Source organism: Halolamina pelagica, from assembly GCF_001307315.1.
In the GTDB taxonomy this organism is placed as follows: Archaea; Halobacteriota; Halobacteria; order Halobacteriales; family Haloferacaceae; genus Halolamina; species Halolamina pelagica_B.
The window spans coordinates 1,062,996-1,089,027 of sequence record NZ_LGUC01000001.1; the positions used below are offsets into that span (position 1 = coordinate 1,062,996).

Consider the following 26,032-nt stretch of genomic DNA (forward strand, 5'->3'; position numbering starts at 1 on the left):
CTCCGCTGAACCGCGAGCCATGGCCGATCTCAGAACTGCCGCGGAGACGGCGATCCACCAGTGTCTCGATCTCGACGCCGAGGAGTCGATCGCGATCGTCACCGACGACGAGCGTCGCGCGATCGCGGAAGCGCTCTACGAAGTGGCCGCCGAGACGACCGCCGACACGACGTTCGTCCAGTACCCGCCCGGCGAGCAGCACGGGCAGGAGCCGCCCGAGCCAGTCGCGGCGGCGATGAAGCACGCCGACGCCTTCCTCGCGCCGACGACGCGCAGCCTCTCGCACACCCGCGCCCGCTCGGCCGCCTGCGAGGCGGGCGCCCGCGGCGCGACGCTGCCGGGGATCACCGAGCAGGTGATGGTCGCCGGCCTCGATGCGGATTACGAGACGATCGCGAGCCACTGCGAGGACGTGCTCGACCAACTCGGGGACGCCGACGAGATCCGGGTCACCAACCCGGCCGGCACCGACATCACGTTCGCCGTCAGCGACCGCGAGTGGCACGAGGACACGGGGATGATCCGGGAGCCGGGCAGTTTCTCGAACCTCCCTGCCGGCGAGGTGTTCGTCGCGCCCGCCGACGCCAACGGCACGTTCGTCGTCGACGGCACGATGATGCCCCACGGGCTGTTGGGCGAGGAGCAGACGCTCAGCTTCGAGGTCGCGGACGGCCACGTGACCGACATCTCCGACGACGCGATCAGTGAGGACGTCGCGGCAGCCCGCGAGGAGGTCGGCAACGCCGCAACCAATCTCGCGGAACTCGGGATCGGCACCAACGTCGGCGTTGCGGAGCTGGTCGGCTCGGTTCTGCTCGACGAGAAGGCGGCGGGCACCGTCCACATCGCCATCGGCGACAACGCCTCGATCGGCGGCGACACCGAGGCGCCGATCCACCTCGACGGCATCCTCCGGTCGCCGACGGTGTACGCCGACGGCGAGGAAATCAGCCTGCCCGAGTGAGACCACTCCCGCCCGGATCGGTCGTTCTGCGGCGGTAGTGGCTCGGTGCGACCGACACAGAGGTCGGTCTCGGTCGCTCAGTGGTGCTTACACAGTCGCGGCATTAGCTCCGAGGACCGACACAGAGGTCGGTCTCGGTCGAGCGCCGCGACTGGTGTTACTCCATACGCGGTCGGCCTACGCTCCCCGACGACGACACGGAGGTCGTCGTCGGTCGCGTGCCATGGTTGGTTCTACACAGTCACGGCATGGGCTTTGTGCGAGCGGCCGTCGCCGCTCGCTGGTCACGCGCCGCGACTGGTGTTACTCCACGTACTCGTACAGTCGCTCGTTCATCCGGCCGCGGCCGGCGAACACGAACTCCCCTCGGGGTCGTGAACTCCTCGACGTCGACGGTCATGTCGTGGTTGTGAACGTCGTGGATCTGCTCGTACTCCTCGAAGTCGAGGTCGTAGCGCTGGTCGAGCTGTTCGTCGATGTTCAGGTTCTCGATCTCCTCGCGCCAGCCGTCGACGACGGTCTCGGCGTGGATCTCTGCCTGCGCGCCGGAGCCGTAGGAGCCGACGAGGAGCTTCTTGCCGGCGAGGTCGCGGTCCTGCTCGGCGGCGGTTTTGAGCGCGCTCGCCCGGGCGACGTGGACCGAGCCGGTGTACCAGTTCCCGACCTCCCGGGCGATCGACAGCGTCGGCTCGATGGTGTCGGCGTACCACGACTGGTACGTGTCGGTGCGCTTGAGCTCGTCCATGTACTCCTGGATCGCGTCCTCGTAGGCGTCCCAGTCCTCGAACTCGCTCTCGCGGGGCTGGCGCCCGATCTCGTCGGCGAGGCCGTCCTCGATCTCGGTGTCGCGGATCATGTGCCGATAGCCCAGCAGGCCCGCCTTTCGGACCATCCCCGGGAACGGCGTGTGGAACGGGATGTACGCGAAGTCGTCGGGGTGCATGTCCCACGCGACGGACTCGAAGTCCTCGACGGCCTCGCGCATCCGGGCGAGGTACACCTGCATCGAGCGCTTGCCGTCGACGCTCGGGAACTGCTGGTTCGGCTTCAGGAAGTCGGTCTCGTCGGCGCTGCCGTACCCCTGTTCCGTCGACAGTTCGACGAGGCTCGGGTCCTCGGTGATCAGCATCGCAACCGCGCCCGCGCCCTGGGTCGCCTCACCGCTCGAACCGCGGGCGTACAGCGCGGTATCGGTGGCGATCACGAGCGCGGACCGCCCGCGGTTCCGTCCGGCCTTGATCCAGTTGTACGCGTCGTCGATCGACTGCGTGCCGGAGATGCAGGCGAACTTCCGCTCGCCCTTGTTGGCGTGGTGGAAGTCGTCGTCGTACACGTCCTCGAGACAGCCCGCGATGTACGTCGAGACGGGCTTGGAGTTGTCGAACGCGGACTCGGTCGCCACGTCGATGCGCCCGATGTCGTCGGGCGTGAGCCCCTCGCGGTCCATCAGGCGCTTGGCCGCGTTGGCGCCCATCGTGACGATGTCCTCGTAGACGTCCGGGAACGAGGAGTTCACCAGCCCCAGCCCCTTCCGGTACTTGTCCGGTTCTTCGTCCTTCTCCGGGGCGAACGTGCCCGGGAGATCGAGTTTGGTCTTGCCCGCCCAGATCTCGACAGCGTCGATGCCCACCGTGGTCATGGTGCCGAATGGGTCGGTTGGCTATTTGGGTTTGTCGATGAGGGTTACGTTGTTTGTCGAAATAAATAATTAGAGGTGTCGGTTATCCTGCTTGGAACTCGATCGTCTCACTCGCCGTGTTGCCCGCTTCGTCGGTAACCGTGATCGTGATTCGGTAGGTGTTCCAGCGAGTGTAGTCATCTTGTACAAGAGTGGTTTCCCCGGCTGTAGATGCACTGTACGAAGCTGCATCGACTTGGCTCCAATAGAACAGCACTCTTTGCTCCATCGTAATGGATACATCCGAAATATTTCGGTTATCGTACACCTCCCAAGACACTGTAACGTTCGCCTTTGAAGCCGTGTAAGGGCCGAAGAACCCTTGTCTCTGCTCAGTCGTCGTGTTGTCCGCAATTATCTCGAATGACTCGATAGTTGGGTCTGTGGTGTCAGGCCCTGACGGGGTTGCGGTGGGAGTAGCGGTGGGTGTCGCGGTTGGTGTTGCGGTGGGAGTAGCGGTGGGTGTCGCGGTTGGTGTTGCGGTGGGAGTAGCGGTGGGTGTCGCGGTTGGTGTTGCGGTGGGAGTAGCGGTGGGTGTCGCGGTTGGTGTTGCGGTGGGAGTAGCGGTGGGTGTCGCGGTTGGTGTTGCGGTGGGAGTAGCGGTGGGTGTCGCGGTTGGTGTTGCGGTGGGAGTAGCGGTGGGCGTTACAGTGGGCGTCGCGGTGGGTGTCGCGGTACTGGTAGGCGTGCTCGCAGTGGACGTCACCGTCCGCGTCCACCCCTCGCCCACTGCCCACTCCTCGCTGTACAGCCGGCTCTCGCTGGGCAGGTGGTACAGAGTGACGCCGACGATAGACCCGCGGCTGACGTTCGCGTGCTCGGAAACGTTCACTGCCCACGTCTCCCCGGGTGTGAACTCCTCGCCGAGTGGAGGAGGGTAGGCGACTCGGCTCCCGTTCACCTCCATGGAGAGCCGCAGTTCTCCCGCGCCGACGGAGTCCCCCCGGCGTGAGTGATCGTCACGTTCGGGGATCGGTGTTGCCCTCGATAGAGAACAGCGGTCGCTCGCCGCCATCGTCGAGCGTTGGAAGGTAGAACGCGCCGAAAGCACCGACAGAGAGAACGATGACTCCCGCGAGGAGGATGACGCCGATGGACTCGGACTGGGCGCGAAGACCCTGCATCAGGTTTTTATCTCTACTTCGCCTGGATCAACGCTACCCTCTCCTTCGACTTGGCTTGTTTCTCTGACTTCGGCGATCAATTTGGCGTTGCCGCCGGTGATTCCCAATCCGCCGACCCTGATCCTCCCGTCGTCGTCATTGTTGATCTTTGCCTTCTTCTCACCCGGCGCACTGACAGTCGCATCTCTGAGATCGATATCGCCAGTCTTCGTGGTCAGAGTAACCTTAGTTGAGGAGTCGAGCGTTGCGCCGTCCGCGATGATATCATCTCCATCGCCATCGGCGCTAATCGAAATCTCCCCTGGCGTGGAAACATCCGCGTTACTGAGGCCGATGTCGCCCGAGTTCGAACTCAGTGTGACCTTGGTCTGAGACTCGATCGTCGCACCGTTTGCGATGATATTATCGGCGTTGTTTTCGGCGGTAATCGACACCTCCCCTGGCGTAGAGATCGTCGCGTCGGTGAGGTCGATATCTCCCGATTTCGCCCTCAGAGTTACTTTTGTCGAGGACTCTATCGTTGCACCGTTCGCAATAATGCTGCCATCGTTTTGTACTGAGATTTCGCCATCGGCATCGATGCTCCCTCCGATTACGTTGAGGTCGCCGGACTGCTGGAACTGCATTTGGCCGCTCGAACTCACACTCCCCTCGATAGTGACGCTGCCGACGTTGTTTCCCACTTTGAACTGACCGTTCGTGTTCACCGAGGCTCCATCCTCGACGACGAAGGAGTTCGCTTTGTTGATCTGTATCTTGTTGTTCGACTCGATGGCATCGGCGATCCGGAGGTCCGCGGATTGATCGTCGAAATTTTGCAGTTGAGACGGGGTATACCTCGTTTCGCCGTCGTCGTATACGCCGTCACCGTCTGCGTCCTTGTAGGCGACGTACTCTTCGCCGTCCTGTGAACCTGGAACGTTGTTGTCGTTGCCATCGTCGCTGTCACCGTTTCCGCCGCCACCGCCGTCGGTCCCGCTCCTGTCGGTATTCACGACGGTGAGGTTCACCGCCGCACGCTCCGCAGCAGCACTGCCGCCGCCGAACGTCGCCTCCACTCGAACCGGCTCCGAACTGCCGTCGATGTCGTTCGTCGCCCGGAACTGCACCTCGATCTCGCCGTCGTGGTCGTCGGCGTCGACCGTGACACTTGACCCACAGTTATCTGGATTCGTCACGTAGATACAGCCCAAACTGGAGTCGTTGATCGACACCGTCACGGCTTCGCCGCCGGTCGGGTTGTTGAGCTCGTCCCGGAGTTCGAACCGGACGGACTGCTCTGTGTTCTCATTGACAACGGCGTCACCGCTGACTGCGGTCAGGTACGCCGCTTCCGTCCCTCCCGCGCTGCCGACCGTTCCGACCCCGATCTTCGAGACGCTGAGTCGGTAGCTCCCGGGCTTCAGCACCAGCCTGATGCGGTTGAACTCCTCGTCGATTGAGCCGACCGACTCGACAGCCAGCACCGGTTCCTCACTCGTCAGGTCCTCCCACTGCTCGACGCTGAGTCGAGTCGCGAGCGTGATCGTGACGTTCTGATCGCTGTCGATCTCGACTGTGTTCTCTGAACTGCTCACCGGGCGGATGTCGAGGGAGGTGGCGTACGAGCCACCCTTACTGAGATTCCCCGCGAGGAGAACGAGGTTGATACGGTTCCCCTGAATCAGCTGCTGGTCGGTAGTAGGTATCTTCGCGTCCTGTTGTGCGTTAAAAACCACTCCAGTGCCGATATCGATCCCCGTATCCGGGGCGTTCTGGTACTGGTTGTAGTCCGGGGAGTAGACGATCGCTCCCGTATTGAACGCCCGGTCGCTCCCGTTCCAGTAGTCACCGACATCGCCGTCTGCGGTCGCGTTTCCGATCGTGACGTTTACCGCGTCGTCGTTCGTTCCGACGGTTTCAATCGTTCCTGAGGGCGGAGGTGGATTAATAAAGAGCGCCCGGGCAGGGTACCGGGTGCCCAACTGCACTGTCGTCGCCGTTGTTCTCCCGGTCCGTCCGGCAGTGAGCAGGTCGTTCCGGAGGTCGAGCATGTCCATCCCGGCCGCCTGATTGTGGTTGTACTCTATCTCCGCGTTCTGCTGGGGGACGACCGTCGTCTGGTACGTGGTGAGGGCGATAACGAGAAAGCCGAACAGTAGGACTGCCCCGACCTGTACGGACTGCCCCCGGTCGTCACCCCAGAACTTCATACTCCCTCCCACACGCCCGGTGGGGAAAAAGCTGCTCCGTCAGTCCTCTTCTTCGACGGTCTCGGGGAGGCCAGCGCGTTCTGCAGCGACTCCAGCCCGTTGACCCACTCCGCGACGAGCCCGTACTCCATCTCCTCGACCAGCGCCGGGTCGATCTCCTCGCCGTCGATCACGAGCGTCCCTGCCTGCACGATGTAACCGACCGCCGTGTCGATGTCGTCGCCCGCCTCGGCGTCGGCGGCAGCGTCGATGTACTCCTCGACGCTCGCCTCCTCTGCGGCGCCGGCGGCGACGAACTCCTGGGCCGCGTAGAAGACGACTTCGAGGCTCATCTGGACGCTCTCGATCAGCATCGCCTTCTCCTCGTCCTCCAGGGGCGCCTCCGCGAGCACGATCTCCTGCATCTCCGAGAGCTCCTCGTGGGCGCGCTCCTCGTCGATGCTCCCGTCCTCGTAGGACTCGAGCACTTTCGCCACCGCGATGGCGGTGTCCTCCTGGAGGTTCATCAGCAGGCGCGCCGAGTCCTCGTCCTCCAGGTCCAGATCCTCCTCGCGAAGGCGGTCGATCCAGTTCTGCCAGCGCTCTTCGGTGTAGAACGTCTCCACGGGCTCGTCGTCGGTCATACCCCCATCTCCTCCCCGACGACGCAAAGGGTTTTCCTATCCGTTTCCGCGAGCGAATCCGCCGAGACCCCGTGCAGGCGGACTATTCGCCGGAATCGAGGGTCCCGACGGTGTCGATCCCGTAGACGAGTTCGGGCGTCTCGACGTGGGCGCGAGCGACCGCATCGTCGTGGCCCGCTTCTAGCAGCCACCGAACGCGGCGCGGAACGGTCTTCGGACCCAGTACGGCGCCCGGGCGATCGGGATCGTCGACGAAGTCCGTCTCCATCAGGAACGGCTCGCCCGACTCGACGGCGACGCGGAGTCGGTCCTTCTCGCTCATGACGCTCGGTGTCGGCCCCGCAAGTTCGCCGCCGGCGTAGTGCTTGACCACCTTCTCGGTCGGCAGCCCGCGCGCCTCGGCCCACTCGGCGACCTCGGTCAGGTCGTCGGTGCCCTCGGTGTGGAGCTGGACCGCGCAGTCGTGTTCGGCGCCGAGCCCGAGCCCGTGTTTGAGCACCGCGTTCGAGGCGTCCCACACCGCGTCGCTCACCTCGTAGTGGGGACGCCCCGTCTTGAGTCCCAGCGCAGGACCGTCAGCGACGTACTCCGCGGCGAGGTCCAGCCCGGACTGCATCAGGTCCCGCGCCTCGGCCGGCTCGTACCCCTCGTCGACGAGGTGGCTGATCAGCCCTGGATGCACGCCCAGCACGGGCCACGCCTTCCCGGGGAGGATCTCGTTCGCGTCGGCGACGGCGTCGATCGTCGCCTCGAACGCGGTCCGGAAGTCGGCTCGCTCGCTCGGTACCGGCCCGAGGTGCCACGAGGGCTTGTTCACGACGAGGAGGTGGGTGCCGCCGAGGCGCACGAAGTCTCGGACCGCGTCCATCCCGCGCCCGTGCTCGGGATCGAGGTGGAGATGGTTGTCCAGCACCGGCGTGTCGAGTTCGTCCATGTCCGACGTGGGGGCGAGCCGCCCTTGAACGCTGTCCTGTCGCTCGGCGGCGGCGCCCGACACGGTGGCCGGCCGAGAGCACACCGGGGTGGATCGCCCGGCACAAACGCTATATCTGTGTGTGGCTCACCCCCACGCGTGCCCTCGACGCTGGTCCACGTCGCCGTCGGCGGCCTCGTCGGCGCCGCGCTGCTGGGCGATCGCTTCACGCCGAAAGCGATCGCCGTCGTGCTCGTCGCCGCCGCTATCCCCGATCTGGACTCCTTCCTCGCGCCGGTGATCGGCGGCGCACACCGCTCGGCGCTGCACACGCTGCTCCTGCCGGTGCTCCTCGGAACGGTGCTGTACGTCGATTCGCGCGTGCTCGACCGCTCGCGCATCCGCGAGCGCTGGGGACGAGTGCGCCCTACGTCGCCGGCGTCGCGATCGCGGCCCTGCTTGCGGGCGGCATCCTCCCCGACCTGGTCACCAACGGCGTGAACGCGCTCTGGCCGCTGCACGACCAGTTCTACACCGTCGACGGCGAGCTCAAACTCTCGACGACGGAGGGGCTCGTCCAGACGTTCGTCGACCTCTCGCCCGCGGAACCCTCGCGACCGTCGACTACCGACAACACCCGATACAGTACGGGCGCGGACCCGACACCGTGGCAGGAGCGTGAGGGCCCTGTCGAGCGCGTGTTCCCCGTCGTGACTGCGGGTTGGCAGCTCATGCTCGTCGGCCTCTCCGCGGCGACGGTGAGCGTTCGCTCGTGGCAGAGCTGGCGGCACTGAGTCGGCGAGGCTTCGGGGGAGCGACAGCCTCAACAGCGGCCGGGCGTCAGTCGATTCATGGAGATCCGTCCGTACGAACCCGGCGACGCCGACGGGCTGTGGGACTGCAAACGCGCCTTCGAACTCGGCCTCGGCAGCGGCACCGGCGGCGACAACAAGGCCGAGAAGTACGAGGGGAAACTCGACCGCGAGTACCGCGAGCAGTGGGTCGGGTGGGTCGAGCGCTGCGTCGACGCGGATCCGCGGTGTGTCACCGTGGCCGTCGACGAAGCAGGAGGCACGGACGAGACCGCCACCCTCGCCGGCTACGTGTTCGTGCTGCCCGAGAGTCACCGATTCATCTGGGACGCGGCCGTCCTGAACGAGATCTACGTCGCCCCCGACCACCGCGGGACGGGCGTCGCCGACGACTTGATGGACGCCGCGGTCGCGTTCGCCCGCGATCAGGACCTGCCGCTGGATCGGCTCGTCCTCGACGTGGATCGGGAGAACGACCGGGCGAAGGGGTTCTACGAGCGCCACGGCTTCGAGCACTGGGGCGAGATGGTCGCCCGCGGGATTTAGGCTCCCAACGGGCTCCGCCGACTCACGTCGCCGCCGACCCGTCAGTCGCGGAACTCGACGGCGGTCTCGGCACCGTCGGCGGCGGCCCACTCCGACTGGCTCACCGAGTACTCGACGGTGTCGTGTATCGACCCGTCGTCGAAGCTGACGCGGTTCCGAAACCGCCCCTCGCGGCGACCGCCGTGTCGATCGACGTACTTCGTGATCGCGCGCTCGGAGTTCGTGTTCTCCGGAACGTGCGAAACCCGGACGACGTCGAGGTCCAGTCGGTCGAACGCCAGTTCGAACAGGGCGTCGGCGCGTTCGCCGGAGTAGCCCCGCCCCCAGAACGGCTTACGCAGCCACATTCCGAACACCGCGAGCCGTTGGTCCCAGCCGGTGAACAGCCCGGTCGTTCCCGCGATCTCGCCCGCTCGATCCTCACCGTCGCGGGGCCGGAGCAGGTACATCGCCCCGTCACCGCCCTCGACGCGGTCGACCGCTCGCTCCAGCGTCTCGGCCACGCCGTTGGGGTGGTCGTACGGCTCCCACGAGACGTACTCGGTGGACTCCTCGACGTTCGGCGCCTCCGTGCGCCAGTGTTCGTAGAGGTCGAGCGCGCCGGCGTCGTCGGCGTCGACGCGCTCCAGTCGCAAGCGGTCAGTTTCGACCGACTCGGGGAACAGGCTCGCGCTCACGGCCACGGCTCCCCATCGCTATCGAGGAACGTCACCTCGTGATCGGGGTCGGCGTCGCGGTACTCCGACTGCGTGACGCTGTAGCGGACCGCGTCGACGGGACCGTCGCTGCTGGGGTGGAAGTTCCGCAGCGTGCCCTCGCGGCGGCCGCCCATCCGCTCGATGTACTTCTCGATCGCGCGCTTGGACTGCTCGTTGTCGGCGTCGTGGGTCACCGTCACGACCTCGACGTCGAGCCCCTCGAACGCGAGTTCGGCCAGCGCCAGCGCTCGCTCGCCCGAGTAGCCCCGGCCCCAGAACGGCTTCCGCAGCCAGGTACCGAGTTCGGCGCTGTCGGTGTCCCAGTCGAAGGAGAGGCCGCCGAAGCCGGCGATCTCGCCGGCTCCCGCTTCGCCCTCCTTCGGTCGGATGACGTAGTCGATGCCCTCGCGCTCGTCGCGGCCCTCGGCGCCGCGTTCGAGGAACTCGGCCGACTCGTTCGGCGTGCTGTGGGGCTCCCACGGCAGGTACTCGGTAACCTCGTCGATGTGAGGGTGGCCCTCTCGGCAGTGTTCGTACACGGCCAGTGCGTCGACGTACTCTGGCGTCCGTGGCTCCAACCGGAGTCGCTCGGTCTCGATGATCGCGGGGAACATACTCGGGCTGACGTGACCGGACTGAAAAAGTCTGCCTCGGCTGTGGGGGGCGCTGGCAAACGACCCACCACCGAACGATTCATTCGTCACCCGCCGAACCCGCCAACGATGGAGACACCCGACGAACTCGATGTCGATGTCGCGGCGGCGCTGGCCGGGACCGTGACCGACCTCGGCGAGGACGCCCTCCGACGGCTCGCGCACCACCCGCTCGACTCCGTCGGGCAGGCGTACCCCCACCACGGCGGCGCCGTCGACGGCCCCGACGACACCGTCCGACCCCGGGAGGACCACCCCGTCTTCTTCGGCTGCTACGACTGGCACTCCGCGGTCCACAGCCACTGGGCGCTGGTCCGGCAACTTCGGCTGTTCGACGGCCACCCCGACGAGGACGCCATCGTCGACAGCATCGACGCCCGCCTCACTCCCGAGAACGTGGCCGGCGAAGTCGCGTACTTCGAGGAGCACCCCGCCTTCGAGAAACCGTACGGCTGGGCCTGGCTGCTGCGGTTCGCCGCGGAACTGCACCGCTGGGACGACCCGCGCGCCGACCGCTGGGCCGACACGCTCGCGCCGTTGGTTGGACGGATCCGTGACCTGACCGCCGAGGCGTTCCTGACCGACTCTCGGCCGTTCCGGGTCGGCACCCACGGCAACAGCGCGTTCGCGCTCTCGGCGGTGCTTGACTACGCCGAGGTGGTCGGCGACGACGACCTCGCCGCCGACGCCGCCGAGACCGCGCGGCGTTTCTACGCCGACGACATCGACGCGCCGGTCGCCTACGAGCCGCTGGGGTGGGACTTCCTCTCGCCCACGTTGGCCGAGGCGAACCTGATGCAGCGGGTGCTGGAGGCGGCGGAGTACGCGGCGTGGCTCGACGGCTTCCTCCTGGATCTCACGGCGGCGCGCAACGAGGCGTTCCTCGATCCCGTCGACGCGGGCGCCGACGGCGAGGGCGGCCTCGCGCTCCATCTCGTCGGGCTGAACCTCTCGAAAGCGTGGGGCCTGGCCGAGGTAGCCGACGCTGTCGACGGGGAGACGGCGACCTTGCTGGAAGCGAGCGCCGAGCGGCACTTCGACGCCGGCCTCGGCGGCGCCTTCACCGACGACTACGCCGGCGCCCACTGGCTCTCCTCGTTCGTGCTGTACGCGCTGACGCGGAACGTCGACGACGGGGCGGCGTAGCGCGTGTCGGCGACGCGCGGACGCGGCGCTCGCCCGCTCCGGAACCACTAAACGCGAAAGCGCCCTGATGCCGGTAATGGCTGATTGGACGGAGTCCTACCGGCCCGACACGCTCTCGGCGGTCCGGGGGAACAACAAAGCCCGCGACGCCTTCGAGGAGTGGGGGCGGACGTGGGACGACCACCGGGAGGCGGTCATCCTCTACGGCAGCCCCGGGGTCGGCAAGACCTCCGCGGCCCACGCACTCGCCGCGGACATGGGCTGGGAGACGGTCGAACTCAACGCCTCCGACCAGCGCACGGCCGACGCCATCGAGCGCTTCGCCGGCCGCGCGGCCCGCAACGAGACGCTCGGCGGCGACTCGACCGACGAGGGCGGCCGCCAGCTCATCATCGTCGACGAGGCCGACAACATCCACGGCAACTACGACCGCGGCGGCGCCCAGGCGATCACCAAACTGGTGAAGGAGGCGAACCAGCCGATCGTCCTCATCGCCAACGAGTTCTACGACATGAGCCGCGGACTCCGGAACGCCTGCCAGGACATCGAGTTCCGGGACGTGTCCGCGCGCTCGATCGTCCCCGTCCTGCGGGACATCTGCCGGAAGGAGGGGATCGAGTTCGACTCGGACGCGCTCCAGCGGATCGCCGACGCCAACAGCGGCGACCTCCGGGGCGCCGTGAAGGACCTCCAGGCCACCGCCGAGGGGAAACAGCACCTCACCGTCGAGGACGTGGTCACCGGCGACCGCGACACGACGGCGGGCATCTTCACCGTTCTCGACGCCATCCTGAAAGAGGAAGCGAGCGCACAGGACGCGCTCCACGTCGCCTACGACGCCGACGAGACGCCCGACGATCTCACGGCGTGGGTCGAGGACAAGGTGATGAAGGTGTACGACCCCCAGGAGACCGTCCGGGCCTACGAGTTCATCGCGAACGCCGACCGCTGGCTCGGCCGCGTGCAGGCAACCCAGGAGTACGGCTACTGGCGCTACGTCACCGACAACGTCGCCGCCGGCGTCGCCGCCTCCCGCGACGGCACCTCCGGCGGCTGGACCCAGTACGGCGGCCGCCCGCAGATGTGGCCCTCCTCGGACGCCACGATCGACGAGATCTGCCGGAAGATCGCGGTCTCCGGCGGCCTGAGCATCGAGACCGCCCGCCGGGAGGTGCTGCCGTTCCTCTCGGCGATGATCCACCACTGCAAGCCCCGCGAGCTCACCGTCGCTGTGACGGCGTACTTCGAGTTCGACGAGGAGGACCTCGCGGCGGTCTCGGGCAGCGGCGAGTCCACCAACAAGGTGCAGGGGATCGTCGAGGACGCCCAGGAGCTCCGGGAGGAGGCGCTGGAGGAGCACGCCGCCGGCGCCTTCGCCGGCGACCTCCCCGAGCGCGACGACGACGCGCCGGCGGGCGACGACGACGCCGGCGCGACGGACGCGGAAGCGGGCGCCGATGCTGACGCCGCCGAGGGGCAGCGCCCGAGGAGGAGGAAGACGCCGACGACTCCCAGGCCGGGCTCTCGGACTTCGTGTAGCGCCCGACTCGCCTCAGTCGACGGTCGTCGCCCGCGCGGTCACGCCCCGTTCCCGCACGGTGACGAGCATCGTGTCCGCACCCGTGGGTCCGGGGAGTGCGGCGTGGAGTTCGATCCGACTGCGGTCCCCGTCGTCGTCGACGACCGCCTCGAACGCCCACCGACCGGCCGAGGGGAAGAACGCGCCGACTGCTCGCTCACTGCGGGGTCGGAGCCGGAACTCCCCGGTCACGTCGGGATCCGCGAGCGATCGGTCGTCGGGGTGCCGGGTGTCGCGGTGGCCGCCCCGGGACCCGGCTCTGGCAGGACTGCGGCCCGGATCGAGACCGTGACTGGCTCGCCACGGCGGTTCCGGAGGTGGAGCCCGCCCGGGACGGTGTTCTCGCGGAACGATCGGCCACAGCCGGCCAGCGCGACCGGGATGCTGGCGAGGACGGCGCGGCGGGACCGATGCATAGGCGAAAGCTACGGGGGCGGGGAGAAGAGCGTTGTGACGGCCCGGCCGCCTTACGCCAGCGAGGGCCGCTCCTCGTTCGAGCCACCACGGGCCGCGTAGGCGACGACCGCCGCGGCGGCGAAGCCGACGAGGTAGAGCAGGCCGTTGGCGAGGCGGGCTTCGGCGGTGTAGACGACCAAGTCACGGCCGAGCAGCGTCACGAGGAACATGGCGGCGCCGGCGACGAACACGCCGGGACGGTAGCGTGCCAGCTCGGTGCCCGGCAGCCAGACCGCGGCAGCGACCAGCATCGCGAACGCCGCGAGCGCCGTCAGCGCGAACGTGCCCTGGGCGGCCGGGCCGTAGTCGATCAGCGGGCTGACGCGGCTGACGAGGAAGTTCGCAACGATCAGCACCAGCGCCGCGCCGACGGCCAGTCGGCTCCGTTCGTGGGCCGAGCGGCGGTAGTGGCCACGCATCGCCGAGATGGTCGTCAGCGTCAGCGCGGTGAAGATCGAGAGCGCGAACAGGAGGTGGGCGGCGTGGGTCGGCACCGAGTACCCCCACGGGATCGTGCCGTTGAGCGTCACCGTGATCGCGCCCACGGAGATCTGGAACGGCAGCAGGACGAGCGCCGCCGTGGCGAACAGCGCGGTCCGGCGGTCCTGATCGCCCCGCCAGGCGGCGCCGACGACGCCCATGATCGCGAACCCGGTGATCATCGCCACGAGGCGGTGGAACCACTCGATGAAGCTCGGGATCGACTGTGGCAACACGCCGCCGTCACACAGCGGCCACTGCTGGGAACAGGCCAGCCCCGCCCCCGTCGCCGCCGTGTACACGCCGAGTGCGACGAGGACGCCGGTCAGAGCCGTAGTGAACAGGGCGAACCGCCGGTAGCTAGGGCGCTTCATTGGTCGGAATTGGGGCGCGAATCCACTTGGGGTTTCCGTTACGAGCGCGCTCGCGCGCGAGGCACGGAGCGGCGCGTTGAAGTCGGCGGCGGCGCCAGCGCGGGTATGGTCGATCTCGATGCCCGCGCCGAGCGCCTCGACGCCTCGCTGGCGGCGACGGGCGCCGACGCCGTCTGGTTCGCTCGCCCGAACGCCTTCGCGTGGCTCACCGGCGGTGACAACGCCCGCAGCGCGACTGACGATATCGGCGTCGCCGCGGCGGGCTACGTGCCCGAGCGCACGCCCTCGTTCCGCGCCGTCGCCCTCGCGGGCGAAGCCGACCGCATCGCCGCCGAGGAGCTCCCCGACGCGTTCGCCGTCGAGACCGTTCCGTGGCACGAGTCGCTGGGCGAGGCCGTCGCCGCCGAGACGGTCGGGGCGGGCGTGGCCGACTTCGACGCACCGGGACTGGAGCGCATCGATGCCAGCCCTCTCAGGCAGCCACTCGCCGGTGACGACGTGGAGCGCTACCGGGCGCTCGCCGAGGAGACGGCCGCGGCCGTCGAGCGTGTCTGCCGGGAACTCGACGCCGACGACGCGGAGTACGAGGCCGCGTCGGCGCTGCGGATCGCGCTCTCCTCCGGCGAGATGTCGGCGCCGGTCGTCCGGGTCGCCGGCAGCGAGCGCGCCGAAACGTACCGCACGCCGCCGGCCGGCGCCGCCGAACTCGGTGACTACGCGGTGATCACCGTCACGAGCGAGCGTCGGGGGCTCCACGCGTCGCTCACCCGGACCGTCGCGTTCGACCCGCCCGAGCGCTTCGAGACCCAGTTCCGGGCCGCGGCGCGGGTCGAGGCGACCGCGCTGGCGGCGACCCGCGAGGCCGTCGCGGCCGGCGGCGACGCTGGCGACGTGTTCGACGCGATCCGGACGGCCTACGACGAGGTCGGGTTCCCCGACGCGTGGGAAGCAGGCGAACAGGGCGGCGCTGCGGGCTTCGCCCGTCGGGAGTGGCTAGCGGCGCCGGCGGCGACCGGAACCGTGTCGGCGCCGATGGGATACGCGTACAACCCCGTCGTCGGCGGCGCGCGGAGCGAGGACACGTACCTCGTCGAGGCCGGCGACGAGCCGTTCGAGTGTCTGACCGCGACGCCCAACTGGCCGACGTTCGACGTGGCGGCCGTGGGCTACGACCTGACCCTCGAACGACACGCGCCGTACGCGCCCTAAACCGGGTCTCAGCAGCGGAAGCGCGTTCGACCCCGTACGTCGCACGAACCGGCATCTCCCGGACGACGCCGTCGGCGATCGTTCCGCGAGCTGTTCGACACGTGTCGAACTAAGTTACGACGCAGGTGGATAGATTTTTGGCCACGCCGAGTGACCCCGCTCGTATGGGACTCGACGACGACGCCCGGGAGTATCACCGGTCCGATCCGCCCGGCAAGATCGAGATTTCGACGACGAAGCCGACGAACACACAGCGTGACCTCTCGCTGGCGTACTCGCCCGGCGTCGCGGCGCCGTGTCGGGACATCGACGCCGACGAGGAGCGCGCCTACGAGTACACCGCGAAGGGGAACATGGTGGGGGTCGTCTCCAACGGGACGGCGGTCCTCGGCCTCGGCGACATCGGCGCGCAGGCCTCGAAGCCCGTGATGGAGGGGAAGGGCGTGCTGTTCAAGCGCTTCGCCGACATCGACGTGTTCGACATCGAACTCGACGAGACCGACGTGGACGCGTTCTGCCAGTCGGTGGAGGCGATGGAGCCGACGTTCGGCGGGATCAACCTCGAGGACATCGCCGGGCCGGAGTGCTTCGAGATCGAGGAGCGACTCCGCGAGTCGATGGATATCCCCGTGTTCCACGACGACCAGCACGGGACGGCGATCATCAGCGGCGCGGGCCTGCTGAACGCGGTCGACGTGCTCGACAAGGACATCTCCGAGATGGAGATCACCTTCTCCGGCGCGGGCGCGTCGGCGATCGCGACCGCGAAGTTCTACGTCGAACTCGGCGCCGACCCCGACAACATCACGATGTGTGACTCCTCGGGGATCATCACGGAGCAGCGCGCCGAGAACGGCGACGTGAACGAGTACAAACAGGAGTTCGCCCGCGACCTCCCCGAGGGCGACCTCGCGGACGCGATGGACGGCGCCGACATGTTCGTCGGCCTCTCCGTCGGCGGCATCGTCTCGCCGGACATGGTGGCGTCGATGGCCGAGGACCCCATCATCTTCGCGATGGCCAACCCCGAACCCGAGATCGGCTACGAGGAGGCCCGCGCGGCCCGCGACGACACCGTGATCATGGCCACGGGACGCTCGGACTACCCGAACCAGGTCAACAACGTGCTCGGGTTCCCGTTCCTGTTCCGCGGCGCGCTCGACGTGCGCGCGACGAGCATCACCGAGAACATGAAGATGGCCGCCGCGGAGGCGCTGGCGGAACTCGCCCGGAAGGACGTGCCCGACGCCGTCGTGAAAGCCTACGGCGACCAGCCGCTCCAGTACGGCCCGGAGTACGTCATCCCGAAGCCGGTGGACCCGCGCGTGCTGTTCGAGGTCGCCCCCGCCGTCGCCGAGGCGGCGATGGAGGAGGGCGTCGCCCGCACCGAGATCGACACCGACGCCTACTCCGAGAAGCTGGAGGCCCGACTCGGCAAGTCCCGCGAGATGATGCGGGTCGTGCTCAACAAGGCCAAGAACACCGACCAGCGCATCGCGCTGGCGGAGGGGACCGACGAGAAGATGGTCCGCGCCGCCGCCCAGATCCAAGAGCAGGGGATCGGCGACCCCGTGCTGCTGGGCAACAGCGACGAGATCGAGGGAATCGCCGCGGATCTCGGCCTCGACTTCACGCCGGAGATCGTCGACCCGCGCGTCGACGATACCGAGGCCTACGCCGAGCGACTGTACGAGCTCCGACAGCGAAAGGGCGTCACCCGGAGCGAGGCGACCGAACTCGTCAAGCGTGACACCAACTACCTGGGGAGCGCGATGGTCGAGACCGGCGACGCCGACGCGCTGCTGACGGGGCTGACCCACCACTACCCGTCGGCGCTCCGCCCGCCGCTCGAGGTGATCGGCACCGCCGACGACGCCGAGTACGCTGCCGGCGTCTACATGCTGACGTTCAAGAACCGCGTGGTGTTCGTCGCGGACGCGACGGTGAACCAGGACCCCAGCGAGGCGGTGCTCGAGGAGATCACCAAACACACCGCCGAACTCGCCCGGCGGTTCAACGTCGAACCGCGTGCGGCGCTGCTTTCGTACTCCAACTTCGGCTCGGTGGAGAACGAGGGCACGGCCAAACCCCGCGACGCCGCCGCGGCCCTGCGTGCGGACCCCGAGGCCGACTTCCCCGTCGACGGGGAGATGCAGGCCGACACCGCGGTCGTCGAGGACATCCTGACTGACACCTACGAGTTCTCTGAACTGGACGAGCCGGCGAACGTGCTCGTCTTCCCGAACCTGGAGGCCGGCAACATCGCGTACAAGCTGCTCCAGCGTCTCGGCGGCGCCGAGGCGATCGGCCCGATGCTCGTGGGGATGGACAAGCCGGTCCACGTGATGCAGCGCGGCGACGAGGTCAAGGACATCGTCAACCTCGCGGGCGTCGCGGCAGTCGACGCCCAGGGGGAGTAAGCCGCGGCCCGGGGAACCGGCAATCCCGGCCACTGACGCATCTTTTAGGTTGAATTACGTCGTTATTCGGTGTTAGCATCGGTTTTCATATCTGAGGTATTTCCCCGACGGCGACCGGGGACCAGTGTGCGGATGGGCGTAGGCTATAAGTTAGTCCGCCACATCCGCCTGCCTATGTCTGACAAAGACAGTCCGGACGTGAGTCAACGGAAGTTCCTCGGCTTCGCGGGCGCAGCGACCGCGACTGCCGTCGCCGGCTGTGGCGGCAACGGCGGGACGGACACTGCGACCGACCAGCCCGGCGGCGATACCGACGAGCCGACGGACACGCCGACCGGCGACGACACGCCGACGGAGCGGCCGGAGCCCGAGACGCGCGACGGCTACCTCCAGCGGGCGAACCGCGTCGCTCACGAGCAGGCACCGTGGGTGTTCCTCAACCGCCAGTACTCCGTCTACGGCAAGAGCGCCGACATCGAGTGGCAGGCTCGCGCCGACGAGTTCATCGACGCCTACGCCATCTCCCCCGCGACCGACAGCGGGGACGACGTGGTGATCAACCAGTCCCAGATGGACAGCGGGCTGGACCCCCAGGACCACCGCGCGACGCCGACGGACAACATCGTGATGCAGGCGTACGAAAAGCTGCTCGACCGCGACCGTGAGGGCGCTATCCTCACCTCGCTGGCCGAGGACTACAGCCGACAGGAGGACGGCGTGGTGCGGTTCCACATCCGCGATGGCGTCTCCTTCCACTCCGGGGACAACCTCACCCCCGAAGACGTGGCGTACTCGATCAACCGGATCGTCGACCCCGACACGGGGATCGCCAGCCCGCAGCAGGACCAGCTCGCGGGCGTGACCGGCGCCGAAGTGGTCGACGGCGAGCGCGCCGTCGACGTGATGAGCGACGGGCTCAACCCCATCGTGTTCTCGCTGTTCGCGAGCTACGGCCCGATCGTGAACAAGTCGTGGATTCAGGCCAACGAGAACGCCTACATCAACCAGAACATCGACGGCACCGGGCCGTTCGTGCTGGAGACGTACGAGCAGGGCGTCGAAGTGGTGTTCAACCGCAACGACAACTACTGGAAGGAGGCCGCGGACATCAGCAGCCTGACGATCACCTCCGCCAGCGAGTCGAGCACGCGAGTGAACTCGCTGCTCTCCGACGAGGCGGACATCATCGTCAACGTGCCGCCCCAGGAGGTCAGCCGGGTCGAGGAGAACGACGGCAGCAGCATCGCCGCGACCCCGTCGACGCGTGTCATCTTCAACGCGATGCGCTACGACGTGGAGCCGTTCGACTCCCCCGAGTTCCGTCAGGCCGTCAACTACGCGATCGACCTCGAGAGCATCGTCCAGAACGTGCTGAGCACGTTCGGCGACCAGACCGCCCAGCCCACGCTCGACGGCTTCTTCGGGTTCAACGGGGATCTCGACCCGTACCCGTACGACCCCGAGCAGGCCGAGGCGCTGGTCGAGGAGTCCGGCTACGCGGGCGTGGAGGTCGAACTCCACACCCCGGTCGGTCGCTACCTCAACGACGTGGAGATCGCCCAGGCGGTCGCGGGCTACCTCGACGATCTCGAGAACGTCACTGCGAGCGTCAACCAGCGTGACTTCCAGGCACTCGCCGGCGAGGTCACCGACGGCGACATCGAGACCAGTCCGCACTGGTACCTGCTCGGTTGGGGAACGCGACCTTCGACGCGAGTCAGACCCTGATTCCGCTGCTGAAAAGCGACGGGGTCCTCACCAGCTGGTCCAACGACGAGTTCGACCGCGTGATAGAGGAAGCACAGAGCCTGCCCAGCGAACAGTAGATGTCGTACGGACGGTTCCTGCTGAAGCGGGGCCTGCAGGGCGTCGTGGTCGTCTGGGGCGTCGTCAGCATCGTCTTCGTGCTGCGGTTCATCACGCCGGGGAACGCGGTCGACGCTGTCGCGCCGCTGGACGCGAGCCCCGAGCTTCGCGAACGCATCGCGGCGGAGTTGGGGCTCGACCAGCCGCTGTACGTCCAGTATCTCGACTACCTCTGGGAGCTGCTCAACGGCGACATGGGCTACTCCTACATCTCCGGGATCGAAGCCAGCCAGATGGTGTTCTCGAAGCTGCCGGCGACGATCGAACTGGCCGTCGCCAGCAGCATCATCGCCATCGGGCTGTCGATCCCGCTGGGCGTGATCAGCGCGACGCGGCGCCACGAGCCGGCGGACTACGCGGCGACGACGTTCTCGCTGGTGGGGATCTCGACGCCGAACTTCTGGCTGGGGATCATGCTGATCCTCCTGCTCTCGGTGCAGTTCGGGATCTTTCCCACCAGCGGCCGAGCGTTCGGCTTCATCGAGGCGTTCCGGATCGCAGCGAACCAGGGCGTCGGCGCCGGTGTCGACGCGTTCTACCAGTGGCTCCGGTTCATCACGCTCCCCGCGGTGACGCTGGGGACGTACTTCACGGCGCTGATCACCCGGCTCACCCGGTCGGGGATGCTCGAGGAGTTGGGGCAGTCCTACGTGCGGGCGACCCGTGCGAAGGGGCTACCCGAGTCGCTGATCCGCTACAAGCACGCGCTGCGGAACACCCTGATCCCCGTGATCACCGTCCTCGGCCTGCAGCTGGGGACGCTGATCGGCGGCGCGGTCATCACCGAATCGGTGTTCTCGTGGCCGGGCCTCGGGACGACGCTGATCAACGCCATCAACACCCGTGACTGGCCGATCCTGCAGGCGACGCTGGTCGTGATCGGCACGGGGTTCGTGATCGTGAATCTGGTCGTCGACGCCGTCTATGCGTATCTCGACCCACAGGTGGTCGCTGAATGATCTCTCCACGTACGCTCCGAAACCTCCGGAAAGAACTCCGCTCCAGCGCACTCGCGAAGATCGGTATCGTGCTCGTGCTGGCGATGATCCTGATCGCGGCGTTCGCGCCGTTCATCGCGCTGCACAACCCGACCAACCAGAACCTCGACGAGAACAATCTCCCGCCGATGGGGTTCAGCCGGACCACCGAGGAGACGACCTCGGAGATGGTCAACGGCTCGCTCGAGCTCACGAACGAGACGGTGTACGTCAACGCCAGCGCGAGCCACCCGATGGGGACGAACTCGCTCGGCCAGGACGTGTACTCCCGGGCGGTGTACGGCGCCCGCACGTCGATGATGGTCGGCGTGTTGGGCACGCTGCTCGCCGCCGTGCTGGGGGTGAGCGTCGGTCTCGTCGCGGGGTTCTACCGCGGCCGCGTCGACGACGCGCTGATGCGCTTTGCCGACGTGTCGCTGGCGTTCCCCTCGCTCGTGTTAGCCATCGCGCTAATCGGGCTCTGGGGCCGGGCGGCCGTCGACGTGCCCGACCCGTTCGTGGTGTTGGGGCTCGTCGACCCGGTGCGATCGGCGCTCGGCTTACCGACCGGGATGCCTGATTCCTTCGTGTTGCCGGGGACGGTGATCGTCGTCGTCGGGCTCGTGAACTGGGTCTGGTTCGCCCGGATCGCCCGCGGCGAGGCGCTCTCGATCCGCGAGGAGGAGTACGTCAAGGCCGCCCGCGCACTGGGCGCCAGCGACGCCCGGATCATCGGGCGGCACGTGCTCCCCAACGCGACGACGCCGATCCTCGTGCTCGCGACGATCCAGGTCGCCGCGATCATCCTGCTCGAGTCCTCGCTGTCGTTCCTGGGGTTCTCCGGGACGACGCTCTCGTGGGGCTTCGACATCTCGCAGGGCCGCGCCTATCTCTCGACGGCGTGGTGGATCGCCACCGTCCCCGGGCTCGCGATCGTGCTGGCAGTGATCGGCGTCAACCTCGTCGGCGACTGGCTGCGTGACGCGCTCGACCCCGGCATCGAAGGGGAGGGGGTGTCTGAGATGGCCGACGAGATCCTCAAGGTGCGGAACCTGACGACCCGCTTCTTCACGGAGGAGGGGCAGGTCAACGCGGTCGAGCACGTCGACTTCGACGTGCGCGACGGCGAGGTGTTCGGCATCGTCGGCGAGTCCGGCTCCGGGAAGTCCGTCACCGCGCTCTCGCTGATCGACCTGGTGGAGACGCCGGGCCGCATCACCGAGGGCGAGGTGTGGTACCGCGACGCCGACCTCGCCGAGGAGCACCGGGACTCCCACCCCGAGGCGGTCGACGGCGACTACGTCGACGTGCGCCAACTGCCCGAGGCCACCCGCCGGTGGCTCCGCGGGCCGGCGTTCGCGACCATCTTCCAGGACCCGATGAGCAGCCTCAACCCCTCGATCACGGTCGGCGAGCAGATCGCCGAGGCCGTCGAGGTGCAGCGCCGTGCCCGCGCGAACCCGCGGCGCACGCGATCGCGGACCCAGGGGTACGGGCTCGGTCGACTCATCGCCGGCGCCGTGCTCCCTTCACAGAGCTACGTCTCCGAGGAGAGCGAGGAGCGGGCGGTCGAACTGCTCGAACGGGTCGGGATTCCCGATCCCGAACAGCGCGCCGAGGAGTACCCCCACGAGTTCTCCGGCGGGATGCTCCAGCGCGCGATGGTCGCTCAGGCGCTCGCCGGCGAGCCCGACGTGCTGATCGCCGACGAGCCGACGACGGCGCTGGACGTGACGATCCAGGCCCAGATCCTGAACCTGCTGACCGAGCTGCAGGAAGAAGAGGACATGAGCGTCGTCCTGATCACCCACAACCTCGGCGTCATCGCGCGGATGTGCCAGCGCGTCGGCGTGATGTACGCCGGCGAGGTCGTCGAGCGCGGCTCGCTCGAGGACGTGTTCGAGAACCCGGTCCACCCCTACACCGAGGGACTGCTGGGCTCGATTCCGGACATCGAGGATCCGGCACCACGGCTCTCACCCATCGAGGGGAACGTCCCCAGCCTGCTGGACGCGGAGATGGGCGAGAAGTGCTACTTCGCGGACCGCTGCCCGAAAGCGATGACGTCCTGTCTCACGGACATCGAGGAGCACGAGGCGCCGGCGGCGACCGACGACACCGATCACCTGGTCCGGTGTATCCTCGCCGACCGCGAGTACGACGAGTCCGAAGCGCTCGGCAGCGCGGCGAAACAGGGGTGATCTCGGATGACTGAGACCGCTCCGGAGCGCGAGTCGACCGGCGACGACGCGCTCGTGGAGGTGCGGAACCTCCGGAAGTACTACCAGGACGGTGGCGGCCTGCTCGACCGCGTGCTGGGTCGGGAGGCGACCAGCGTCAAAGCCGTCGACGGCGTCAGCTTCGACGTGCGCGAGGGCGAAACCCTCGGGCTCGTCGGCGAGTCCGGCTGTGGGAAGTCGACGACCGGCGAGACGCTCCTGCGGCTGCGGGAGGCGACCGACGGCACGGTGGCGTTCGACGGCGAGAACGTGTTCGACCTCGACGACGAGTCGATGTCCTCGTTCCGTCGCCGCGCCCAGATCGTGTTTCAGGACCCGTTCTCCAGCCTCGACCCGCGGATGACCGTCGGCGCCATCGTCGCCGAGGGGATGCGGATCCACGGGCTACCCGAGTCCGATCCGACGGTCGCGACCGCCGCGGAGCTTACCGTCGGCGACGGGATCGACCGGACCGTCGAGGTGTCCGTCGCCGAGGACCTCGACCGCGTCGTCGAGGCCGAGGAGGGCGTCGCCCGCGTGTCGGTGAGCGTTCGAAAGCACGAGGGCGACGACGAGACGCGGTACGAAGCGAGCGTCGACAGCCACGCGGACCTGCTGGGCGCCACCGTCGAGGACCGCGACACCGACCTCCACGTCGAAGTCACCGTGACCGGGAGCGCAAACGCGATCCGGAAGAAGCGAGCGGGCGACCTGCTCGAACGCGTGGGGCTCTCGGCCGATCAGGTCGACCGCTACCCCCACGAGTTCTCCGGCGGGCAGCGCCAGCGCGTCGGGATCGCCCGGGCGCTCGCGCTCGACCCCGAGTTCATCGTGCTCGACGAGCCCGTCTCCGCACTCGACGTGAGCGTGCAGGCACAGGTGCTGAACCTGCTCGACGAACTGCAGGACGAGTTCGGGCTGACCTACCTGTTCATCGCCCACGACCTGAGTGTCGTCCGGCACATCTGCGACCGCGTCGCGGTGATGTACCTCGGCAGAGTCGCCGAGCTGGGGCCGACCGACGAGATCTTCGAGAACCCCGACCACCCCTACACCGAGGCGCTGCTGGAGAGCGTCCCGCGTGCGGAGGTCGCCGAGCAGGGTCGCCGCGTGGCGACGCTGGCCGGCGACGTGCCGTCACCGCGCAACCCGCCCTCCGGCTGCCGGTTCCGGACGCGCTGTCCGAAGGTGATCCCGCCCGACGACATCGAGATCGAGCAGGACGCGTTCCGTGCGGTGATGAACCTCCGTGAAGAGATCGAGGCCGAGAACCTCGATCCCGACGAGGTTCGGACGGCCGACCCGGCGGCGTACCGCAAGGAGGAAGTGCCGGGCATCGCCGGCGAGAACGCCGGCATCGTCGACGAGGCGCTCGAAGCCGTCGCCGACGGCGACTTCGACACTGCGGCCGAGACGCTGCGGGACCGCTTCGAGACGGTGTGTGAGACCACGCCGCCGGACGACTCGCCCGGCGGCGACGGGACAGTCGTCGCCTGTCACCTCCACGACTGACCCGGCACTCCCTTTTTGCCAGCGTCGGACGGCTGCTGGCCGCCGCCTTCCAGTTCATCAGCAACGTTGACGTAGCTCCCGCCCAACAGTTCGAGCATGAACGCATCCGACGTGATGACCGCCGACGTGGAGACCGTGACACCCGACGACGAGGTGGGCGAGGTGCTGGCTCGTCTCGCCGACGTGAACTTCAGCGGCTTCCCCGTCGTCGACGAGGACGACCACGTCGTGGGCGTCGTCACCGAGGGCGACCTCGTCGACCTGTTCGAGGTCGACGACCGCGTGCTCTGGATCCCGATCGGCATCCCGCCGATCGTCGACACGCTCACCTACGCGTTCGACCTGCCGGGCGACGACGTGGATATCGCCGCCCACGCCGACGACCCGATCAGTTCGGTGATGACGACGGAGCCGGTGACCGTCGACGCCGACGCGAGCGTCGACGAACTGCTCGATCTGCTGGCCAACCCCGAGCAGGACATCAACCGCCTCCCCGTACTCGAGGCGGGGAAACTCGTCGGCATCATCACCCGTCAGGACCTGCTGCGCGGGCTCAAAGCGGAGCGTGGCGCCGCGGGCGCGGCCTGACTGGAGTCGGCCGGCGCAGTCTGCAGGTGCCGTCGGCGAACGATGGGCCTAAGCGGACCCCACCGCTGAGTCAGCATCGTGACTCGCTACCGGAATCTCGCACTCTTTCTCGTTCTCGCAGCCGTTTGGGGCTCGGCGTTCATGGCGATCAAGGCCGGCCTCGACGCCGGGTTCCCGCCGGTGCTGTTCGCCGCGGTGCGGTACGAGATCGCCGGCGTACTGATGCTCGGCTACGCGTGGTGGGTGCTCGACGACCCGCTCCCGCGCGGCCGCACGCAGTGGGCGGAAGTCGCGGTCGGCGCGGTGCTGATGATCGCTGCCTACCACGCGTTCCTGTTCGTCGGCGAGGCCGACGACGCCGTGACCAGCGCCTCGGCGTCGGTGCTCGTCAGTCTGAGCCCGATCCTGACGACCGGGTTCGCGCGGGTGTTCGTTCCCCAGGAGCGCCTCGAACCCGTCGGCCTCGCGGGGCTGTTCCTCGGCCTCGCCGGCGCCGTCGTGATCGCGAACCCCGACCCCGCGAACCTCCTCGCTGGCGGGATGAGCGCGAAACTGCTCATCGTCGCCGCCGCGACGGCGTTCGCCCTGGGGAGCGTGCTCACACGGTGGATCGACAGCGACCTCTCCATCGAGGGGATGGAGGCCTGGTCGATGCTGCTCGGCGGTCTGCTGATGCACGTCGTCAGTCTCGGGCTGGGCGAGGCGTTCGGCGCCGTGGCGTGGAACCTCACCACCGTCGCGAGCCTGGGCTACCTCTCGGTGTTCGCCAGCGCGGTCGGTTTCCTGATCTACTTCGACCTGCTGGACAAACTGGGCGCCATCGAGATCAACCTCGTCTCCTACGTCGCGCCGGTGTTCGCGGCGCTGTCGGGGTGGCTAGTGCTCTCGGAGGTCGTCACCGTCGAAACCGTCGCCGGCTTCCTGTTGATTCTCGCGGGCTTTTCGCTGCTGAAACGGCGGGAGATCGCTCACGAACTGGACCGGACGGGCGTTCTCGGGTAGC

Annotated in this window: 19 protein-coding genes and 6 pseudogenes; 14 read left to right on the forward strand and 11 right to left on the reverse strand. The window is 67.9% G+C overall.

Going from position 1 to position 26,032, the window contains the following annotated elements; translation table 11 throughout:
* The first annotated feature begins 19 nt into the window (after positions 1 to 19).
* On the forward strand, positions 20 to 964 hold the full coding sequence (locus tag SY89_RS05660) for an aminopeptidase (RefSeq protein WP_054583478.1): 945 nt from the start codon (positions 20 to 22) through the stop codon (positions 962 to 964).
* A 303-nt stretch (positions 965 to 1,267) separates the two neighbouring features.
* Here SY89_RS05660 and hmgB read toward each other — a convergent pair.
* The 6 genes and pseudogenes from hmgB to SY89_RS05685 all read right to left on the reverse strand — a co-directional run bounded on the left by hmgB (position 1,268) and on the right by SY89_RS05685 (position 7,515).
* Positions 1,268 to 2,603, reverse strand: a pseudogene (gene hmgB / locus SY89_RS05665) (hydroxymethylglutaryl-CoA synthase).
* Between the two features lie 428 nt (positions 2,604 to 3,031).
* Positions 3,032 to 3,361 (reverse strand): hypothetical protein, encoded by a 330-nt coding sequence (locus tag SY89_RS05670; protein WP_054583479.1) that lies wholly within the window; start codon positions 3,359 to 3,361, stop codon positions 3,032 to 3,034.
* 240 nt (positions 3,362 to 3,601) lie between these two features.
* Positions 3,602 to 3,766 (reverse strand): hypothetical protein, encoded by a 165-nt coding sequence (locus SY89_RS17130; protein ID WP_189319115.1) that lies wholly within the window; start codon positions 3,764 to 3,766, stop codon positions 3,602 to 3,604.
* Positions 3,766 to 5,958, reverse strand: coding sequence for a DUF4097 family beta strand repeat-containing protein (locus SY89_RS05675; protein ID WP_054583480.1), 2,193 nt, complete (start codon positions 5,956 to 5,958; stop codon positions 3,766 to 3,768). Before SY89_RS05675 ends, SY89_RS17130 begins: the two co-directional genes overlap by 1 nt.
* A gap of 39 nt (positions 5,959 to 5,997) precedes the next feature.
* A pseudogene (locus SY89_RS05680) lies at positions 5,998 to 6,581 on the reverse strand (DUF2150 family protein).
* An 82-nt stretch (positions 6,582 to 6,663) separates the two neighbouring features.
* On the reverse strand, positions 6,664 to 7,515 hold the full coding sequence (locus tag SY89_RS05685; RefSeq protein ID WP_054583482.1) for a TatD family hydrolase: 852 nt from the start codon (positions 7,513 to 7,515) through the stop codon (positions 6,664 to 6,666).
* Between the two features lie 138 nt (positions 7,516 to 7,653).
* Here SY89_RS05685 and SY89_RS19535 point away from each other — a divergent pair.
* Positions 7,654 to 8,288 (forward strand): annotated as a pseudogene (locus SY89_RS19535) (metal-dependent hydrolase).
* Between the two features lie 57 nt (positions 8,289 to 8,345).
* Positions 8,346 to 8,852 carry a GNAT family N-acetyltransferase gene (locus tag SY89_RS05695; protein WP_054583483.1) on the forward strand — a complete coding sequence of 169 codons (507 nt, stop codon included), beginning with the start codon at positions 8,346 to 8,348 and terminating at the stop codon, positions 8,850 to 8,852.
* A gap of 41 nt (positions 8,853 to 8,893) precedes the next feature.
* Here SY89_RS05695 and SY89_RS05700 read toward each other — a convergent pair whose 3' ends face one another.
* A complete protein-coding gene (locus SY89_RS05700; RefSeq protein WP_394325730.1) occupies positions 8,894 to 9,529 on the reverse strand; it encodes a GNAT family N-acetyltransferase in 636 nt (211 codons plus the stop codon).
* Positions 9,526 to 10,164 (reverse strand): GNAT family N-acetyltransferase, encoded by a 639-nt coding sequence (locus SY89_RS05705; protein ID WP_054583484.1) that lies wholly within the window; start codon positions 10,162 to 10,164, stop codon positions 9,526 to 9,528. The genes SY89_RS05700 and SY89_RS05705 overlap by 4 nt, the downstream gene beginning before the upstream one ends.
* A gap of 108 nt (positions 10,165 to 10,272) precedes the next feature.
* On the opposite strand from SY89_RS05705, the gene SY89_RS05710 reads away from it, so the two are divergent.
* Positions 10,273 to 11,349, forward strand: coding sequence for a DUF2891 domain-containing protein (locus SY89_RS05710; protein WP_054583485.1), 1,077 nt, complete (start codon positions 10,273 to 10,275; stop codon positions 11,347 to 11,349).
* Between the two features lie 76 nt (positions 11,350 to 11,425).
* Positions 11,426 to 12,888: pseudogene (locus tag SY89_RS05715) on the forward strand (replication factor C large subunit).
* Positions 12,889 to 12,901: 13 nt separating this feature from the next.
* Here SY89_RS05715 and SY89_RS05720 read toward each other — a convergent pair.
* The 3 genes from SY89_RS05720 to SY89_RS05730 are packed head-to-tail and all read right to left on the reverse strand — an operon-like array spanning position 12,902 to position 14,238.
* Positions 12,902 to 13,120, reverse strand: coding sequence for a hypothetical protein (locus SY89_RS05720; RefSeq protein ID WP_054583486.1), 219 nt, complete (start codon positions 13,118 to 13,120; stop codon positions 12,902 to 12,904).
* Positions 13,117 to 13,344 (reverse strand): hypothetical protein, encoded by a 228-nt coding sequence (locus SY89_RS05725; protein WP_054583487.1) that lies wholly within the window; start codon positions 13,342 to 13,344, stop codon positions 13,117 to 13,119. Before SY89_RS05725 ends, SY89_RS05720 begins: the two co-directional genes overlap by 4 nt.
* Positions 13,345 to 13,395: 51 nt before the next feature.
* Positions 13,396 to 14,238 carry a COX15/CtaA family protein gene (locus tag SY89_RS05730; protein ID WP_054583488.1) on the reverse strand — a complete coding sequence of 281 codons (843 nt, stop codon included), beginning with the start codon at positions 14,236 to 14,238 and terminating at the stop codon, positions 13,396 to 13,398.
* Between the two features lie 105 nt (positions 14,239 to 14,343).
* Between SY89_RS05730 and SY89_RS05735 the strand changes: the two genes are divergently transcribed.
* The 9 genes and pseudogenes from SY89_RS05735 to SY89_RS05770 all read left to right on the forward strand — a co-directional run bounded on the left by SY89_RS05735 (position 14,344) and on the right by SY89_RS05770 (position 26,031).
* Positions 14,344 to 15,447, forward strand: a complete 1,104-nt coding sequence (locus tag SY89_RS05735; protein WP_054583489.1) for a M24 family metallopeptidase — start codon at positions 14,344 to 14,346, stop codon at positions 15,445 to 15,447.
* A gap of 164 nt (positions 15,448 to 15,611) precedes the next feature.
* Positions 15,612 to 17,867, forward strand: coding sequence for an NADP-dependent malic enzyme (locus SY89_RS05740; RefSeq protein WP_054583490.1), 2,256 nt, complete (start codon positions 15,612 to 15,614; stop codon positions 17,865 to 17,867).
* A 174-nt stretch (positions 17,868 to 18,041) separates the two neighbouring features.
* Positions 18,042 to 19,693 (forward strand): annotated as a pseudogene (locus tag SY89_RS05745) (ABC transporter substrate-binding protein).
* On the forward strand, positions 19,694 to 20,692 hold the full coding sequence (locus SY89_RS05750) for an ABC transporter permease (protein WP_054583491.1): 999 nt from the start codon (positions 19,694 to 19,696) through the stop codon (positions 20,690 to 20,692).
* A pseudogene (locus SY89_RS15755) lies at positions 20,689 to 21,723 on the forward strand (ABC transporter permease); the annotation flags it as partial. The gene SY89_RS05750 and the pseudogene SY89_RS15755, both read left to right, overlap by 4 nt.
* Before the next feature lie 9 nt (positions 21,724 to 21,732).
* Positions 21,733 to 22,911: an ABC transporter ATP-binding protein gene (locus SY89_RS05755; protein ID WP_054584674.1), complete on the forward strand. Its 1,179-nt coding sequence runs from the start codon at positions 21,733 to 21,735 to the stop codon at positions 22,909 to 22,911.
* 6 nt (positions 22,912 to 22,917) lie between these two features.
* Positions 22,918 to 24,441 carry an ABC transporter ATP-binding protein gene (locus tag SY89_RS05760; RefSeq protein ID WP_054583492.1) on the forward strand — a complete coding sequence of 508 codons (1,524 nt, stop codon included), beginning with the start codon at positions 22,918 to 22,920 and terminating at the stop codon, positions 24,439 to 24,441.
* A gap of 96 nt (positions 24,442 to 24,537) precedes the next feature.
* The gene (locus SY89_RS05765) at positions 24,538 to 25,029 is read left to right on the forward strand and encodes a CBS domain-containing protein (RefSeq protein WP_054583493.1); all 492 of its coding nucleotides are present in this window, start codon (positions 24,538 to 24,540) and stop codon (positions 25,027 to 25,029) included.
* Between the two features lie 78 nt (positions 25,030 to 25,107).
* Entirely contained in the window at positions 25,108 to 26,031 is a 924-nt protein-coding gene (locus tag SY89_RS05770) for a DMT family transporter (protein WP_054583494.1), read from the forward strand.
* Position 26,032 lies beyond the last annotated feature (1 nt).

Coding starts and splice junctions, on each gene's coding strand:
- SY89_RS05660 (WP_054583478.1), top strand. CDS start 20: ATGGCCGATCTCAGAACTGCCGCGGAGACGGCGATCCACCAGTGTCTC.
- SY89_RS17130 (WP_189319115.1), bottom strand. CDS start 3,766: ATGCAGGGTCTTCGCGCCCAGTCCGAGTCCATCGGCGTCATCCTCCTC.
- SY89_RS05675 (WP_054583480.1), bottom strand. CDS start 5,958: ATGAAGTTCTGGGGTGACGACCGGGGGCAGTCCGTACAGGTCGGGGCA.
- SY89_RS05685 (WP_054583482.1), bottom strand. CDS start 7,515: ATGGACGAACTCGACACGCCGGTGCTGGACAACCATCTCCACCTCGAT.
- SY89_RS05695 (WP_054583483.1), top strand. CDS start 8,346: ATGGAGATCCGTCCGTACGAACCCGGCGACGCCGACGGGCTGTGGGAC.
- SY89_RS05705 (WP_054583484.1), bottom strand. CDS start 10,164: ATGTTCCCCGCGATCATCGAGACCGAGCGACTCCGGTTGGAGCCACGG.
- SY89_RS05710 (WP_054583485.1), top strand. CDS start 10,273: ATGGAGACACCCGACGAACTCGATGTCGATGTCGCGGCGGCGCTGGCC.
- SY89_RS05725 (WP_054583487.1), bottom strand. CDS start 13,344: ATGCATCGGTCCCGCCGCGCCGTCCTCGCCAGCATCCCGGTCGCGCTG.
- SY89_RS05730 (WP_054583488.1), bottom strand. CDS start 14,238: ATGAAGCGCCCTAGCTACCGGCGGTTCGCCCTGTTCACTACGGCTCTG.
- SY89_RS05735 (WP_054583489.1), top strand. CDS start 14,344: ATGGTCGATCTCGATGCCCGCGCCGAGCGCCTCGACGCCTCGCTGGCG.
- SY89_RS05740 (WP_054583490.1), top strand. CDS start 15,612: ATGGGACTCGACGACGACGCCCGGGAGTATCACCGGTCCGATCCGCCC.
- SY89_RS05750 (WP_054583491.1), top strand. CDS start 19,694: ATGTCGTACGGACGGTTCCTGCTGAAGCGGGGCCTGCAGGGCGTCGTG.
- SY89_RS05755 (WP_054584674.1), top strand. CDS start 21,733: ATGGCCGACGAGATCCTCAAGGTGCGGAACCTGACGACCCGCTTCTTC.
- SY89_RS05760 (WP_054583492.1), top strand. CDS start 22,918: ATGACTGAGACCGCTCCGGAGCGCGAGTCGACCGGCGACGACGCGCTC.
- SY89_RS05765 (WP_054583493.1), top strand. CDS start 24,538: ATGAACGCATCCGACGTGATGACCGCCGACGTGGAGACCGTGACACCC.